Source organism: Helicobacter heilmannii, from assembly GCF_001283065.1.
GTDB classification, from domain to species: domain Bacteria; phylum Campylobacterota; class Campylobacteria; order Campylobacterales; family Helicobacteraceae; genus Helicobacter; species Helicobacter heilmannii.
Genome location: NZ_CDMK01000001.1, coordinates 402,813 through 418,915, shown reverse-complemented (window position 1 = coordinate 418,915; position 16,103 = coordinate 402,813). Strand labels below are relative to the sequence as shown.

Below are 16,103 nucleotides of genomic sequence, written 5' to 3'. Positions count from 1 at the left end.
TTAAGCCCCTTAAACATTCACGCCAAATTGTTTACAAAAGCCCGCCAAACCTTCTTTAAATCCCGTGCCTACAGCAGCAAATTTCCAATCCGCTCCATCGCGATACAACCTGCCAAACATCAAGGCGGTTTCTACTGAAAAATCCTCTTCTAAGTCGTAGCGCAAGATTTCTTGGTTGTCGCTCTCATCCACCACCCGCACGAAAGCGTGGCGCACCATGCCGAAGTTCTGCTTGCGCGTGTCTGCCTCGTGGATGGTAACCACGATATGGATTTCTTGCACCCCGCTATCCACTTTGGCTAAATCCACTTTGATTTGCTCGTCATCGCCCTCGCCTGCGCCCGTGCGGTTGTCGCCCGTATGTACCACCGCGCCGTCCTTGCTTTTAGGGTTGTTGTAAAACACAAAGTTTGCGTCATCGCTCACTTTGCCATTGCCCGCGGTCAAAAACACCGAAGCGTCTAGGTCAAAATCCGCACCCGTGTCCGTGTTATTCACATCCCAGCCCAAGCCCACAACGATTTTAGACAAGCCGGGTTTTTCCTTACTCAAAGACACCCGTCCCCCTTTGACTAAACTGACAGACATAAGCACTCCTTTATGAAAATAAAAGGCATTCTAGCAAATTTCGGCTAATGGGCGAGATAATCTAAGATTTGCTTTAGGATTTGGGGCGCAATCTCTAGGTGCAAATCCAAAAGGCTTAGAGGCAGGGAGCAGTTTGTAAGTTTCACCGCGTCTTTAGCCGTAACAAGCAGTGAAGTGGCACTGTGTTCTTGATAGGCGCATTCAAGGCGTTTGAAGTCAAAAGTGGCGTGATCTTTGAAGTAGAGCTTACCTACAAGGGGGGGCAAAAAGGGGTCTAGGCGGGTGGGGTTGGCAATGGCAGTTACTAAAAGCATACGCTGAGTGGGGTTTAAAAGCTGTGTATGTCTCGTGTAATCAATCCCCTCTTGCAGCACAAGGTCGGCTAGGGCATAGCATTTAGGGCTCTCTCTATAAATGCCACTGGGCAGACAAAAGTCAAAATAGGGCTTTAAGGCGGGCTTTAGCACAATGTTGAGCTTTTTAAAATTAAAGCGAAAGCCATCGTCTAAGAGCACCACCTGCGCACCCATCTTTTTGGCCTCAAGCACCCCCTCTTTGCGCTTTTCGCTCACCACCACGCCACAAGTGTTTAACTTGCTTGCGATCAAAAACGCCTCATCGCCGGCTCTCTCTTGCTCGACCAACACCCTGCCCCCCCGGCTCACCACCACAAGTCCCCTAGAAGCACGCCCATATCCCCGGCTCACCACCACCACTTTATAAAGCGGGGCTAACACCTGCACCAAAGCCAAAATAAAGGGGGTTTTGCCACTACCCCCGGCGACTAAATTACCCACGCTGATTATGGGAATATTTAAATCTTCAAAGGGTGCGCTTTGGCGTTTTATGGTGGCGATTGTCTCATAGATGAAAGAGAGGGGACTTAGGGTGTAGGCTAGGGCTTTTTGGCAGAGTGTGGGGGCGTAAAAATACCGCTCAAGCCAAGTCATAACGCGCAGATTGCGGGCATTTCTAGCTTGAAAGCGTTTTTTGCCATGCGCTCCTGCACGCTTGCAACCAAAGCGGGGGCAAAGCCTAGGGCAATGAGCCCCTTTGCGTCTAAATGCGGGTTTTGCTCTATGGCAAAAAGCAGGGGGTCGATTTGGACGTAGCTAAAACCAAGCTCAGCCTCATCGCTTTGCCCGGCGTAAAAGTCCGCACTTGGGGGCTTGCTTAGAATATTTTCAGGGACTTGTAAAAGGCGGGCAAGGGTGTAAATTTGGCTTTTGTATAGATCGCCTATGGGGTTAATCGCGCATGCCAAATCCCCAAAAATCGTGCCATAGCCTAGCAGCCGCTCGCTCTTGTTGCTCGTGCCAATCACCAAGGCGTGATATTGCAAAGCGTAGTCATACAGCGTGGCCATGCGTAAGCGCGCACAAAAATTGCCCTGCCTAATCAGGCTTGCGTCTTTGTGGCTATCTTGAAAAAGGGCGTGGTGGGGGGCGATGGGGCGTTGGCTGTAGGCAATGTTGAAGTGTTCGCAAAGTTCTTTGGCATGTTCTAGCGCGCTTGGTGGGGTGCTAAGAGAGGACATGAGCAAGGCGTGGGCGTTGTTTTCAAACGCCCTTTGGCACAGGAGTGCGACCACCGCGCTATCCACCCCCCCGCTAAGGCCATAAACCACCCGCTTAAAGCCCCTTTGGGCAACTTGGGTTTGCAAAAAACAAACAAGGGTGTGTAGTGCGGTGGGGGCTAGCCCCGCTAGGGGGGCGGCTTGGGGCTTAGTCCTCAATTTTATTGGTTTTGAGGCGTTTGGCGTAGATTTTGCGCAGTTTTCTGATGTCTTGTTGGACTTCAAAAACCCCATGCCAGTGAGAGTAGTCTGGCGCGCCCATGATGCCACCTTGGCGCATGCGGCGGCCTTCGTGGTGCCACATGTGGTACATGGTGTTTTGGAAGTCATCTGCCCACATGTCTTTGCCAAGCAGGTGTTTTTTAGCGAGCTCATCCTTCATTTTCACCGCTTCTTTCCAATACTCGTTGTAGAGCATGATGTTTTTATCCGCCATAATAAAGAAGTTGTCGATGTGTTGCTTGTTGTGGCAATCCACACAACCCGCCTCCATTTCCGCACGGGCGGCCTCAGGGCCTTTAGGGTTGCCTGCTAGAGGGTTGCCGATGGTGATTTTGTTTTCATATTTGTAATCATCGCTGGCGGTTTCATACCCTCCCGTGCGCAGTTTGCTAAGGGGCATGAATAAATTCCATTTCAAACGGCGGCTCACATTGTGGGTTACGGCACTTTTGGCGTTTCCGCTCATATGGCATGTGGCACAAGTGGGGGCTCTAAAGTCAGGGACTTTCCAAGTGCCAGGGGCTGCATTAAAGTTCCATTTTGCCCCCTCAGCGTTGAAGATGTGCCCGTGCATGGAGTTGTTGTAAATCTCAATGTCGGGATGATCTGGGCCTAGGTGGCAACTCGCACACGCGGCGGGTTTTCGTGCTTCTTCTAGACTAAATTTATGCGCACTGTGGCAGCTGGCACAATTGCCCACGGAGCCATCGGGAAAAGCAGTGCCAATACCATAGGTAGGCCAAGTTTCGGGAGTGGGGCGGTGGTTTTTATTCAGTTGGATGATGGAGCCGTGGCATTGTTGACAGCCCGTAGCTGCGGGGGCGTGTTTCAAATCGGGGTGGTTTCTACCCTCCACCATCACCATCAAATCGCGCATGTTTGCCTTAGCCCAAATTTGCACAGCACCTCTCACATGCCCGCTGTGGCGAAACTCGGTCACTTCCTTTTCGTGGCACTTAGCGCAGGTGTTGGTGGACACCAACACAGAGATGGGCACCTTAGAGCCTTCATGCCCATCCATGGTGAGCATGGGGCTGTCTTTGGTAACGCCGTGGCAATCGATACAGCTCACCCCTGCGTGGGCGTGTTGGCTCATTTTCCAGTCGGCCACGATCCCCGGATTTTTCTTGGCGTGGCACTCAATACAGCCCTTTGCCTCGGCTTGCATACCCCTAAAGGTCTTTAAGGGCAGTTGTGTGTCCATCGCATTGTCTACGCTCGTCCCTCCCTTGGGCGGGTGTGCGCTAAGCCACCCTAAACACAACACAAAGGCCAAGAATCCAGCCAAGCTAACACGCATGCTTTTCTCCTTCAAGTAAAATCAACATCTTCGCTCCTTCATTTTTGGATCGTGCCGATCAAGGCACGCACGGTTGGTTTGTAGTCTTCTTTTAAAAATTTCTTAAGATGGATACTCAGATTCTTATGCCCCACCTCGTCTAAGTGGCACTCCACGCAGTGCTTTTTGGTCAATTTTTCAAAGTAGTCTCTGTGAGGCAAGAAGGCCTTCATGTTCGATTGTGTGGCCTCTCTTAAATCAGTGTGGCAACGCAAGCAACCGGAGTCAAAAACATAGTTTTTTGCTTCGCGGCGGTTCATCTCCCAGTCGAATTTGCGGGGGTTTTTCATGGTGTTGCCATAAACATCTTCCATTCCAAGCAAGGTCTTTTCCACGAAATAATGGATGATATTATCGTGGGGTAGGTGGCAATCCACGCATTCGGCCTTCATCCCCACATGGTTATGGCCCCCGTGCTTGTCTAAATGGTAGGCGTCCAACTCTGGAGTCATGATGTGGCACATGCCACAAAATTTATCGTCCCCCGTCCACTCCACTGCTTGCACAGTAAAGACCGTCAGCACCACGCCCAACACACACCCCCCGCAAAAGAGCCAAAACAAAAAGAAACGCTTTTCTCGCAACGCACGCAAAAAACCCATCACGACCCGCTTAATAAATTGATCTGTTTTTAAGTCTAATCTCCCTTTTATAATGGCATAAAAAAGTTAACAAATCCCACCTTCTCTAGATAATATTAAATATTAAAGGTATGTAACACGCCCACAACACGCCCTAAAATCGTGAGCTCGTCTAGGTTATCCACCACAATGGGTTTATACACGGGGTTGTCGCTGAGCAAATAGACCTCGGGCCGTTTGCTTAAACGGCGGATGTAGTACTCCCCGCCCAAATTCACCACATACACTGCCCCCTCATAGCGCGTTCCATCGCTTTGAAAGAGTAAGAGATCGTTTTCTTTAATGCGTGGCTCCATAGAGTTGCCCACCGCCTGCACAAATCCCAAATGCTCGGTGGAAGAGAGTCCAAAACGCCGGACCAAGAACGACTTGCTTTGGGGCAAAAAGGTCATGGTTTCGGCGTTATAGGAGTCTTTATTCACGCTCACCTTAATGTCTTTAAGATAAGGCACCATAATGATGTCTTCCATTTCTTGGTGTGTTGAAGTGAAAAAGTGCAGATCGGTGTTTAAAGCACTGGCAAGCTTTTCTAGGGTGTCTAGGGTGATGTTGCTCTTTTGCTCGCTCTCGTAGCGCTTGATGCTCTGCAAACTCACGCCGCATTTGAGTGCCAGTTCTTCTTGGGTCAAGTTATTAGCGTTTCTTAGCTGTTTTAGTTTTTCTTTTAGCATCCAAGCTCCTTTTTTTGGATTTTAAATCCCATAAATGACTTTTACGGGGGGTCTATATACCATAATTTAGGTAAGATATGGCTAAACCAGCTTTTTGGGGCTTTGATAGGGTGCCCACCCCATTTTGGCACACCTTGACAATTAATATAAATTCAGCTAAAATATTCGCTTTTATGAAGTAGCGGGGCGTAGCGCAGCCTGGTTAGCGCACTTGGTTTGGGACCAAGGGGTCGAAGGTTCGAATCCTTTCGCCCCGACCAGCGAAAGTTTTTTATGGTGGGTGTAGCTCAGTTGGTTAGAGCACCAGATTGTGGTCCTGGGGGTCGTGGGTTCAAGCCCCATCACCCACCCCATTTCCCCATTACTTTATTTTACTGCATCGGTTTAGGCGCTTGTAGCTCAATTGGATAGAGCACCAGACTTCGGATCTGGGGGTTAGGGGTTCGACTCCCTTCAAGCGTACCATGCGCTTGTAGCTCAGCTGGATAGAGCAACGGCCTTCTAAGCCGTAGGCCACAGGTTCAAGTCCTGTCAAGCGCACCACTCTTGTCCTTTTTTTACGCTTTACTTACCTTAGTTTTGGCTCACCAGTCTCATTTTATTAACTTTATTGCTCTATACTGCGGGCTTATTTTAAGTTTTTCATGGAAAGGGGACTTGCATGCCAGCCCAACCAGATAAGGAAGTGATCCACTCCAGTCTAACCCTAGCCCGCACCTTGCAAAGCAAAATCAGCGACCACTTGAGCCTAGAAGAACGCTCGTTCCACGACAAGATGCAAAAGCTCTTGGCCAACGCAGAAAATAAGGTGATGTTGATCGAGCTTTTAGATCGCTCTTTTCGTTGCCAAGACAACCATGCCCGTTTTAATTTGATCGAGCACACGCTGAAAAAATACGGCATTGCCGACTTTTTTAGCGGTTTTGAAAAGTTCCTGCTTTTTGGTTTTTTAAGCGTGGGCAAATTAGCACCTTCTGTGAGTGTGCCTTTCTTTGTGCGTAAGATCCGCCAAGACACCCAAAGTTTGGTGCTTGATGAGAGCAGCGACAGTTTGAAAGACAAGATTGAAAAACGCCAGCAAGCCCAAATCACACTCAACATCAATTTAATCGGGGAGGAGGTGCTAGGCGAATCGGAAGCGTCTTACCGCATGCACAAATACGAGGAGGCGATCAAGTCTAGCTATATTGAATACATTTCTATCAAGATCACCACTATTTTCTCCCAAATTAATATCCTAGACTTCGAGCAGTCCAAAGAAGAGATCGTGAAAAGACTGGACAAACTCTATGGTCTCGCGCTGGAAGAAGAAGAAAAACAAGGCATGGGTAAATTCATCAACCTAGACATGGAGGAGTATAAGGATTTAGAGCTCACAGTGGCAGCGTTTAAAGAGTCCATCTCTAAATTCCCTATAAGGGCGGGTATTGTGTTGCAAGCTTATATCCCTGAGTCTTATGAGTACCTCAAAGAGTTGGTGGCGTTTTCTAAAGAACGGGTGCTAAGCAATTTGCCCCCCATTAAGATCCGCTTTGTTAAGGGCGCAAACATGGAGAGCGAGGAAACGATTGCATCCGTGCGCGGGTGGTCGCTACCTACCTTTAGCAGCAAGCAAGACACCGACTCCAACTACAATAAAATGTTAGATTATGTGCTTAGCGACGAAAATTACAAATACATCCACATCGGGATCGCTTCGCACAATCTCTTTGAGATCGCCTACGCTTACACCCGCATCCACACCCTAAACGACCCTGTAGCTTTGGAGCACTTCACCTTTGAAATGCTAGAGGGCATGAGCTTGCAAGCCAGCTTTGAGCTCAAAGAAATGCATAAACTCATCTTATACGCCCCCGTGTGTGATGAAAAACACTTCAACAACGCCATCGCCTATTTGGTGCGCCGCCTCGATGAAAACACGGCCGCAGACAACTTTATGAAGGCGTTTTTTAACCTTAAGGTGGACTCGCCTGCGTGGAAGGATCAAGAGGAGCGCTTTTTAAGAAGCATTGCGGGTATTGAAAGTATAGACAACAGCCCTAGACGCACCCAGGATCGCAACACCCACCAGCCCGCGCAAAGCACCTACCCCAACCACCCCTTTAAAAACGAAAGCGACACAGATTTTATTTTGCGGGCAAACCGCGCATGGGCGGATCAAATTGTCGACAAGACCAAGAACGCTGCCATTGTGGAGCTCTTCCCTGTGATCGGGCGCGATTACGACAAAGAGGGCTGTAAAACTTTGCAAGTCTTTGACAAAATTGCCCACCAAAAAATCGCCACCATTGCCCAAGCCAACGAAGCGGTGATGCAACAAGCCCTAGAGTCGGCCAAGGCGAGCACCTTTGGACATCAAAGCTTTAACCAAATCCACGCCATTTTAAGCAAGGTGGCGCAGAACTTTAGAGACAGACGGGGGGATTTGATCGGGCTTAGTGCGCTTGAAGTGGGCAAGACCTTTATGGAAAGCGATGCTGAGGTGAGCGAGGCAATTGACTTTTTGGAGTTTTACCCCCACAGCCTACAAAAACTTTTAGAACAGCACCCCGAAGTGCGCTTTAAGCCTAAAGGTGTGGGCGTGGTGATCGCCCCCTGGAACTTCCCCATCGGCATTTCCGTAGGCACGATCGCCGCCCCTTTAGCAGCGGGCAATAGCGTGATCTATAAGCCCTCTAGCCTTAGCGCAGTGGTGGGTTACCGCTTGTGTGAATGTTTTTGGGATGCGGGCGTGCCACGCGATGCCTTAATTTACTTGCCCTGCAAAGGTGAGGATGTCAGCAAATTCCTTTTAAAAAGCCCGGACATTAAATTTTCGGTGCTCACCGGCTCAGAGGATACGGCGCAACGCATGCTAGAAGCCAGCCCTACTTTGGCACTCAGTGCCGAGACGGGAGGCAAGAACGCCACTATTGTTACCAAAATGGCAGATAGAGATCAGGCGATCCGCAATGTCGTGCATTCGGCCTTTAGCAATTCTGGGCAAAAATGCTCGGCAACTTCGCTCTTGATTTTAGAAGAGGAAGTCTATAACGACCCTGAGTTTAAACGCACTCTTGTGGATGCAACCCAGTCCCTAAGCGTGGGTGATCCTTTGGTGTTATGGAATAAAATCGGGACACTCGCCGACACGCCCAGCCCCAAGGTGCAAAAGGCACTCAACAACATCGAGTCCCATGAGGAGTGGGCGATTAAACCAGAATTTTTGAATGAAAACGCCTATTTAATGAAGCCCTGTATCAAGTACGGGACTAGAAAGGGCGACTACACGCACATGACCGAGTTGTTTGTGCCTTATTTGTCTGTGATGAAAGCCAAAGACTTAAAAGAGGCCGTAGAGATCGCTAATGCTACGGGCTATGGCCTCACGGGGGCTTTGGAGTCTTTAGATGAGCGCGAGTGGGAGTATTACATTAACAACATTGAAGTGGGCAATCTCTACATCAACAAACCCACCACAGGGGCAATTGTCTTGCGCCAGCCCTTTGGCGGGATCAAAAAATCGGCGGTGGGTCTAGGGCGCAAGGTGGGGATTTACAACTACATCACACAATTTGTCCATATCGAGGAAATCCCTACAGAGAACACCCACAGAGGGAATACGCCCTTCATCCAAGCCCTAGAGTCTTTCAACCAACACCATAGCGACACACTCAAAGAGGTTGTGCAAATGGCACGCAACTACGCCCACTACCACGCCACCGAGTTCAGCCAAAAAAAAGACTTTGTGCAAATCCGCGGTGAGGAAAATTGGTTCACCTACACTAAGGTGTCTAGCATTGGCTACCGCATGCGTGCTGAGGATAGTCTCATTGACATTTTCAGCGTGCTGATGGCTGCGGCTGTGTGCCAAATCCCGCTCACCATTAGCCTCGTTAGCAAGAGCGACAACCCCCACACCCCGCTCTTATTAGAGTGCGTGGACTATCTAAAACACCACTTCAACCCCACCATTGTTTACGAGAGTTTAGAGGAGTTTAGCCAAAAACTTGGCAATTTTGGGCGGGTGCGCTACTTTAGCCAAGAGTTGGATGCGCTTTATGAAGCCAGCGGGGCTTTAGGGATTGTGGTGGCAAATGCTAAGGCTCTGTGCTGTGGGCGCTTTGAGCTCTTAAACTACCATTTAGAAAAGTCCATCAGCATTTCCTACCACCGCTACGGAAATTTGGGTGCAAGGGGGCTTAAAACTAAGGCACACGCAGAATAAAGGCCAAGATTGGGGGATTTGGCGGTTGTAATTTTGATTTTTTTTGCTTTTGTGACAGTTGAAATGCAGGGACTTAAAAAAATCAGGGAGATCCATGCAAATTAGTTACCAGATTGTGATTGTTTTTGTTCTTTACTCATTATTAATGCTCGCCATTGGGTTTTATTTTTACAAGAACAATGAAACGACAGAGGATTATTTTTTAGGTGATCGCTCGATGGGGCCTGTGGTGAGTGCCCTTAGTGCGGGGGCAAGCGATATGAGTGGATGGCTTTTAATGGGTTTGCCCGGTGCGCTGTATGTGGGCGGACTCATTAACAGCCACATCGCCATCGGTTTAACCATCGGGTCTACGATCAACTGGGTTTTGGTGGCAAAACGCTTGCGGGTGTACACCAGCGTGATCGACAACTCCATCACCATCCCCGATTACTTTGAAACCCGTTTTAGCGACGATAAGCACATTTTACGCTTGATCTCGGCGGTGGTGATTTTAATTTTCTTTACCTTTTATGTGTCCTCAGGCCTGGTGAGTGGGGCAAAGCTTTTTGAGGCGACCTTTGGGGTGAAGTATAACCACGCGCTCATCACGGGGACTTTAATCATCGTTACTTACACCTTTTTGGGTGGCTACAAGGCGGTGTGTTGGACGGACTTGATCCAAGGGCTCTTGATGATGGGAGCGTTGGTGGCGGTGCCTTGCATGATGCTCTATCACTTGGGCGGATTTAAAGAGAGTTTTAGCCTCATTTCCCAAGTCAAGCCTAGCAATTTAATTTTCCTTGAGGGCAGCTCGGTGGTGGCGGTGATCTCTAGTTTGGCGTGGGGGCTTGGCTACTTTGGGCAGCCGCACATTCTCGTGCGCTTCATGTCCATTCGCTCCATTAAAGAGATTCCGCAGGCCACCACCGTGGGTATTTCGTGGATGGCGATCAGCTTAGTTGGCTCGTGTTTGATCGGCTTACTTGGTGTGGCGTATGTGGCAAAGTTCCACTTAAATCTAGCCGACCCTGAAAAAATCTTTATCCACATGAGCGCAGATCTCTTCAATCCATGGATCAGTGGGGTTCTGCTGAGCGCGATCTTGGCTGCCGTAATGAGTACTGCCAGCTCACAACTTTTAGTGAGTTCTTCCACCATCGCCGAGGATTTTTACTCCAAGATTTTCAACAAAAATGCCCCAGTTAAAACGGTGATGTTGGTGAGCCGGGCTTCGGTGTTGGCAGTGGCACTCATTGCTTTTTTTATCTCCACCGACCGCGATGCCAGCGTGCTTAAAATCGTGTCCTATGCGTGGGCAGGCTTTGGAGCAAGCTTTGGCACCGTGATTTTATTCTCCCTCTTTTGGGCGCGCATGACTAGACTTGGGGCGATCACAGGGATGGTCTTTGGAGCGGGCACTGTGATTTTATATGACAAGTTTGGTCGAAGTATTTTAGACATTTATGAAATCGTGCCCGGCTTCATCACCAGTTCTTTAGCAATCATTATCTTTAGTTTACTTGGCTCCGTGCGTCCGGGCACCAAAGATGCCTTTGACTTAGTTATGAAGGAAGTACGCAGGGTTGATTAAAGCTCGGTTTTGCGCACCCGCCCGCTTCTAAGCGTGCTTTGGGTGATGATGCATTTAAACCCCGTGTACTCTTCCAAGTCAAAGCGCAGGGGCATTAAAATTTCATGTAGTTTTTGATCCAAGCCACTCATGCCAATGCCCTCATGTAGCGCGCTCTCCACCAACGCCCGTTTGGCGTTTTGGCTAAATTCTAACACGCTCCCATAGGCTTTAAATTCTTCCTCAAAGGGCTTTAAACGCCGATCTAAAAGCTCGGTGAGCATGTCTACATCCACTGGATCAAAGACAACCCGCACGGCAAAACGGCGTAAAAACTCCCGCTTCATGCCGCATTCGATTAAATCTTCACTGGTGAAGTGGGGGATTTGGGGGACTTTGCCAAAGAGTACATTGTCGGGTTCTTTGGGTGCGTTGTTGTGCCATAACTTTTCAAAATGCCCCAAGATGATGAAAAGCATGTTTTCGGTTTTAAGGGTGATTTTCTGCCCCGTGGCTCTATCTCCATAGTCAAAGGATACAAAGCCCTTTTCAATGACTTTTAAAAGTTCGTTTTGCACCCCCTGGCGCCATTCTTTGTCATGCCAGCTGCCCTGCCCGAGCTTATCCACTTCGTCTAAAACTAGCACCCCTTGCTCGGCTTTCTCTCTGTCATTGTCTGCATTGGCGTAGAGTGTGGCAAACATTTGGTTGGTTTCATTGCCGATGTAGCCGGTGGGAGTGAAGGCGGCGGCATTAGCGATGCAATAGGGGATGTCTAGATACTTGGTCGCCATTTCAATTAAGTAGGTCTTGCCACTGCCCGAGGGTCCGATACAAATGGCATTCGCCTTTTCTAGAGTAGATTGCCCATTGATGCGCTTGTAGTGGTCGCTAAAAACCAAACTCATGCCCTTTTTGGCGTTTTCTTGCCCGATGACAAATTGATCTAAATACGCCTTAATCGCCTTGGGGGAGTATTTGCTTGGGGTTGGGGTTTGTTTTAAGCTTGTTTGGGGGTTTGCTTTTTTGTGGATGAATTGCCATTGCATTTGAAGCATTTTTTGAAAAAATTTGATTCTATTGTCAAAAAACAGGGCTTCGGTGTTCTCGTCTATGTTGTTGTCATACCACTTCGCAAAGTCTTTTTCTAAGGCTTGTTTAGCTTGCTTGATTTCGGCTTGAAGGGCTTTTTCTTTGGCTTCCTTGGCTTCTTCTGGACTTAAAATTTTTGGCGTGCTGGGAATCAAGTTTTTCGTTAAAAACTGCTCTTGCATGTCAAGGATTATTTTAAGAAATTCCTCTCTATCGTCAAAAAATAAAACCTCTGTGTCTTCGTCTAGGCCGTCATTGCACCATTTGATAAACTCTGCTCTTAAAATTTCGGGGATGATAGGGAGCTTATGGCGCAAGGCGTAATCGGGGATTAAATGGCGTAAATTAGTTAATTCGTCTTGTTTCTCTTGGGGGCTTAGGCTATTAAAACTATAAAGCAGGCGTACCATTTCTCTATCATGTGGTTTTTTGTCTAAAAAGACATTTGGTTTAAAGTTGGGGTTGGGGGCGATGATTAAATGATCTTGATCTTTAAACACACTAAGGGGCAAGTGCAAATGGGAGATGAGATCCCATGAAACAGAGCCTTTTAAACACTTAATGGGATCGTTGCCAAAGGCTAATGTAAAATCTTCGGCTTGCTTGGGGCTTAAACGGCTCAATAACTCTTCTTCGATGCCCCGACTTTCTACAGAGCCGTTAAAAATTTGCAATAAACGCGCAGCCGTCCATAACCACAAGGCACTGTCTATGTAGTAGTGTTTTTGCCCTTGACACATAAAGGCGTGTTGTTCTAAGGGGCTGTTTTTGAGGGGGGTGTCTAGCCTAAACTCTGTAAAACGCTCAAGGGGCAGCACCCCATAAAATTTTTTAAGACAAATTTTAGCCAGCTGTTTGCGCGCCTTGCGTTTTAGTGTGGGCTCTCTCTCAGGGCGTACCAAACGATCGGCCATGCCGGCTAAACTCCCTTGCCACAACTTCAAGGCTTGGTTTAAAACACTGCGTAAGATTTGGCGATCAAAGGGGGGCAAATCCTTGGGGCTTTTGTATGTTTCTTTAAAAACATAGACATCGCCTTGGCGGTATTTCTCTAAGGCTAGGGCGGCTTCTTTAGGCAAAAAGGGTAAGTCTTTTAAAGGGAGTTTTACACACATGGGGTTGCCAAACAAATCTTCTTGGCTTTGCAAAATCTTTTCTAGTGTCGTGGCAAACTCTACCTCCCATATTTTGACAATCTCTAAATATAAACGCCTGCCAAAACGCTTAGTAGGGATATCCACGCTTTGCAAATTGTCGTGGGCTTTTTTGAGATGATAGACATGGTTTGGGTCTTGGAGGGCATAGGGCTTAAACAACTCTACTAGAAAGATGAAGACTTCTGTCTTGTCTTTAAAACTAATGGGGTTTTGGGCGGCCTGCCTTTGGGCGCAAATGCCCGCAAAGAAGTAATGGACTTCTTTGCCCTTATAAATTTGCCCTTATAAATTTGATCGTCTGTAATGTCCCCCCATGCGATGTGCGCGCCTTGGGCTTGGTGGAAGTGATCCAAGACCACCCAGCCAAAGTTTTGATATGCTTTTTCAGCGATCCATGAAAGACAGCCTGCTTTGTGCTTAATTAAATACGCCCTGAGATCGTAAAAGTCCATGGGTGTTTTAAAACGATCCATATAAACCCCCTTATACGCGTGGATTTCTAACTCCCTTGTTTTGCCTGTGATTGTAGCCTTATTTTCTGTGGGTTTGGCTTCTGTGCTCCCTTTAGAGGTGTAGGCGGGGATGTGATCGCTGTTAGTTTGGAGCAGGTCGCTTATGTCCTCTTCTTTCAACACCCTTCCAAAAAAGAATAAAATACGCAAAATATCGTTGTTATGCGCACTCTCTCTTAGAAACACAGCGGGGTTAAAAGCGGGGTTCTTGGCGATGATGAGCTGCTTCTCGTGTTGAAAAAGGGCAAGCGGGAAGGACAAGTGGCAGATGAGACACCACAAGGCTGTGTTTTGTTTCTCCTCAATATTTTTACTAAAAGCCTGTGTAAATTCTTGGGCTTGCTCTGGGCTTAAGCGGACTAAGAGTTGGGCGCGCACCTGCCTTGTTTCTAAAGAGCCGTTAAAAATCTCTAGCAAGCGTTGGTAGACCCACACCCATAATGCCTGCTCCATGTAGTAGTGCTTTTGCCCCTCCACGAAGAAACGCCACAAAGTAAAGTATGCATTCTCTTCAGAGATTTTAATTTTATCTTTAAAACTGGGTAGATTCTCTTCAATGAATTGTTTAGCAACTGCTTGAATCGCCTCGGAATCTTCGGGGTCGTGGAGTTTGAAATGTTTGGTGTATTCGGGTGTGATGAGACCGCAATGTTGCGCCAAGCAAAGCTTGGCGAGTTGTTGCCGTATTTCATGGGTGAGGAGGAGGTTTTTTAAGGGCGGGGCTAGGTTTTAGGCGCATTCCTCTAGGTGTTCTTGGAATGATTTGAGAGATTTAAGGAGGTGTGCGCGCAAAATCTCGGGGTCAAATTGGATTGTTTCTAAAGAGGTGTCGGTGATTTGAAAACGATAGAAATTTCCTTCACGATGCGTTTCTAAGGCTTGGGCGATGCATGGGGGAAAAATTGAAAAGACTTGTTCGTGGATTTGGAAGTGGGTAGCAGCACGCTCCAAACGCGAGATGAGCATGTTTTTAAAATGATACTTCCATTTTTCTAAGGCTTGGTGTGCGGCATAATCCTCGGGGTGTTCGCCCTGCAAGAGTTCCACCCTCTCCTCTTCCTCTAAGCCTTCAAGGTCTTTTTTAAGGGCGCGCTGGCACTCTAAATAATAGGGATCGTAAGAGGCAAAAGGGGTACATAAACCCACCAGGAAGTGTGCAATTTCATACATGCCATAAAAACCAAAGCGGGAGCAATCGTTCCTCCTTTGGGCGTGAATGCCTGCAAAAAAGTAATGGGTTTGGCTTTGCTCTTTGTGGCAAAACACTTGATTAGCGATTTGCTCCCACGCAAAACGATCGTATTGGAACAACCCGTCTAAGACGAGCCAGCCAAAATTGAGGTACGCCTGTTTGGGTGCCCATTGTGCTAAATCGTCTCTGCCTTGCAACAATAAAAAGCGTTTTAGCTCATAAATTCCCATGTTTTTAGAAGCTTCTAGCATGGGAGTCTCCTTTGTTGGGGCTTTAGACATGGCTTTCTCCTGTTTTGGTGGGGTGGTGTTTTCTATGTCTGTCTTTGTTGTTTGTGTGTCCACCTCTATATCCTGTGATTCTTGCTTGACATCGCTCAAATCGCCCTTCTTCGATTCTTCTAAATCTTGGAGCGTGATTTTACCATCAGTAGATTTGGGCTGTGGCTTGGGTTTTTTGGTTGCGATGGTAAGAAAGATGGCTTTCAAGATCGCAAAGACCACATGGAATGCCACAATTGCTAAGAACAACCCCACTTCCACACATAGCCAAATCAAAATATAGTGCATGCGACCCCTTTAACTTGCTCTATTAAATCGAATTTTTTTAAATCCGTTGCCACCCCCCAAAAATCCCCAACATTTAAGCCCCACTTAAGCTTAAAATCGCTAAAATTGCGTTTTGCTTCTAAGAAAGCTTACATTGAAAAGGTGAAAACTTTTTTCTAAGGCATCAATCTTAAAAGCGTGTTATTTGACTTTTTATTGTCAATAGCCTATGTAAAGGTAAAAACTACAAAGCCAAAAGAATTATACTCAATAAGGCGGTGTGGCTCTTATGCAACGCTCTATGCGGATATGCTAGAGTGGCAAGCAAGATATTAAGAGTGGATGGTGGATGCCTTGGGTAGTAGAGGCGATGAAGGACGCACTAGACTGCGATAAGCTACGGGGAGCTGTCAAGAAGCATTGATCCGTAGGTGTCCGAATGGGGCAACCCAATCCACAGCAATGTGGATTACTCTATTTATAGAGAGCGAACCTAGCGAAGTGAAACATCTCAGTAGCTAGAGGAAAAGAAATCAAGTGAGATTCCCTCAGTAGTGGCGAGCGAAAGGGGAAGAGGGCAAACCGGGTGCTTGCACTCGGGGTTGAGGACGGCAACATTCAAGGGGTTTTTCTAGCAAAGTTGTTTGGAAAGACAAGCCATAGAAGGTGATAGCCCTGTATGCGAAAGGAAAACCCTAGATAGCCGGATCCAGAGTAGGCCAGGACACGGGAAATCCGGGCTGAAGCCGGGGAGACCACTCTCCAACCCTAAATACTACTACTACACCGATAGCGCACAAGTACCG

At 47.7% G+C, this 16,103-nt stretch carries 11 protein-coding genes and 4 tRNA genes; 6 read left to right on the top strand and 9 right to left on the bottom strand.

Annotated features, from left to right (window positions below; all coding sequences use genetic code 11):
* Positions 1 to 9: 9 nt before the first annotated feature.
* The 6 genes from AOG36_RS02060 to AOG36_RS02035 all read right to left on the bottom strand — a co-directional run bounded on the left by AOG36_RS02060 (position 10) and on the right by AOG36_RS02035 (position 5,037).
* Complete coding sequence (locus tag AOG36_RS02060) at positions 10 to 588, bottom strand: TerD family protein (protein WP_015106139.1); 579 nt, start codon at positions 586 to 588, stop codon at positions 10 to 12.
* Between the two features lie 44 nt (positions 589 to 632).
* Complete coding sequence (locus AOG36_RS02055; protein ID WP_053825412.1) at positions 633 to 1,538, bottom strand: tetraacyldisaccharide 4'-kinase; 906 nt, start codon at positions 1,536 to 1,538, stop codon at positions 633 to 635.
* Entirely contained in the window at positions 1,535 to 2,323 is a 789-nt protein-coding gene (locus tag AOG36_RS02050) for an NAD+ synthase (protein WP_015106137.1), read from the bottom strand. Before AOG36_RS02050 ends, AOG36_RS02055 begins: the two co-directional genes overlap by 4 nt.
* Positions 2,313 to 3,686, bottom strand: coding sequence for a multiheme c-type cytochrome (locus AOG36_RS02045; protein ID WP_053825411.1), 1,374 nt, complete (start codon positions 3,684 to 3,686; stop codon positions 2,313 to 2,315). The genes AOG36_RS02050 and AOG36_RS02045 overlap by 11 nt, the downstream gene beginning before the upstream one ends.
* A 38-nt stretch (positions 3,687 to 3,724) precedes the next feature.
* A complete protein-coding gene (locus AOG36_RS02040) occupies positions 3,725 to 4,327 on the bottom strand; it encodes a cytochrome c3 family protein (RefSeq protein WP_015106135.1) in 603 nt (200 codons plus the stop codon).
* A gap of 95 nt (positions 4,328 to 4,422) precedes the next feature.
* The gene (locus AOG36_RS02035) at positions 4,423 to 5,037 is read right to left on the bottom strand and encodes an XRE family transcriptional regulator (RefSeq protein ID WP_015106134.1); all 615 of its coding nucleotides are present in this window, start codon (positions 5,035 to 5,037) and stop codon (positions 4,423 to 4,425) included.
* 182 nt (positions 5,038 to 5,219) lie between these two features.
* Between AOG36_RS02035 and AOG36_RS02030 the strand changes: the two genes are divergently transcribed.
* The 6 genes from AOG36_RS02030 to putP all read left to right on the top strand — a co-directional run bounded on the left by AOG36_RS02030 (position 5,220) and on the right by putP (position 10,817).
* Positions 5,220 to 5,297: transfer RNA gene (locus AOG36_RS02030), tRNA-Pro, on the top strand.
* Between the two features lie 16 nt (positions 5,298 to 5,313).
* Positions 5,314 to 5,390: transfer RNA gene (locus tag AOG36_RS02025), tRNA-His, on the top strand.
* A 35-nt stretch (positions 5,391 to 5,425) separates the two neighbouring features.
* Positions 5,426 to 5,502: transfer RNA gene (locus AOG36_RS02020), tRNA-Arg, on the top strand.
* Between the two features lies 1 nt (position 5,503).
* Positions 5,504 to 5,580, top strand: a tRNA-Arg gene (locus AOG36_RS02015).
* Positions 5,581 to 5,698: 118 nt separating this feature from the next.
* Positions 5,699 to 9,244: a proline dehydrogenase family protein gene (locus AOG36_RS02010; RefSeq protein ID WP_015106133.1), complete on the top strand. Its 3,546-nt coding sequence runs from the start codon at positions 5,699 to 5,701 to the stop codon at positions 9,242 to 9,244.
* 94 nt (positions 9,245 to 9,338) lie between these two features.
* On the top strand, positions 9,339 to 10,817 hold the full coding sequence (gene putP / locus AOG36_RS02005; protein WP_015106132.1) for a sodium/proline symporter PutP: 1,479 nt from the start codon (positions 9,339 to 9,341) through the stop codon (positions 10,815 to 10,817).
* On the opposite strand, the gene AOG36_RS02000 is transcribed toward putP, so the two are convergent.
* The 3 genes from AOG36_RS02000 to AOG36_RS01990 all read right to left on the bottom strand — a co-directional run bounded on the left by AOG36_RS02000 (position 10,814) and on the right by AOG36_RS01990 (position 15,318).
* Entirely contained in the window at positions 10,814 to 13,204 is a 2,391-nt protein-coding gene (locus AOG36_RS02000) for an AAA family ATPase (RefSeq protein WP_015106131.1), read from the bottom strand. The two genes, putP and AOG36_RS02000, sit on opposite strands and share 4 nt — an antisense overlap.
* Before the next feature lie 5 nt (positions 13,205 to 13,209).
* Positions 13,210 to 14,217, bottom strand: coding sequence for a hypothetical protein (locus tag AOG36_RS01995; protein WP_015106130.1), 1,008 nt, complete (start codon positions 14,215 to 14,217; stop codon positions 13,210 to 13,212).
* A 69-nt stretch (positions 14,218 to 14,286) separates the two neighbouring features.
* Positions 14,287 to 15,318, bottom strand: coding sequence for a hypothetical protein (locus AOG36_RS01990; RefSeq protein ID WP_015106129.1), 1,032 nt, complete (start codon positions 15,316 to 15,318; stop codon positions 14,287 to 14,289).
* Between the last annotated feature and the right edge of the window lie 785 nt (positions 15,319 to 16,103).

Coding starts and splice junctions, on each gene's coding strand:
- AOG36_RS02040 (WP_015106135.1), bottom strand. CDS start 4,327: ATGGGTTTTTTGCGTGCGTTGCGAGAAAAGCGTTTCTTTTTGTTTTGG.
- AOG36_RS02055 (WP_053825412.1), bottom strand. CDS start 1,538: ATGACTTGGCTTGAGCGGTATTTTTACGCCCCCACACTCTGCCAAAAA.
- AOG36_RS02010 (WP_015106133.1), top strand. CDS start 5,699: ATGCCAGCCCAACCAGATAAGGAAGTGATCCACTCCAGTCTAACCCTA.
- AOG36_RS02060 (WP_015106139.1), bottom strand. CDS start 588: ATGTCTGTCAGTTTAGTCAAAGGGGGACGGGTGTCTTTGAGTAAGGAA.
- putP (WP_015106132.1), top strand. CDS start 9,339: ATGCAAATTAGTTACCAGATTGTGATTGTTTTTGTTCTTTACTCATTA.
- AOG36_RS01990 (WP_015106129.1), bottom strand. CDS start 15,318: ATGCACTATATTTTGATTTGGCTATGTGTGGAAGTGGGGTTGTTCTTA.
- AOG36_RS02045 (WP_053825411.1), bottom strand. CDS start 3,686: ATGCGTGTTAGCTTGGCTGGATTCTTGGCCTTTGTGTTGTGTTTAGGG.
- AOG36_RS02035 (WP_015106134.1), bottom strand. CDS start 5,037: ATGCTAAAAGAAAAACTAAAACAGCTAAGAAACGCTAATAACTTGACC.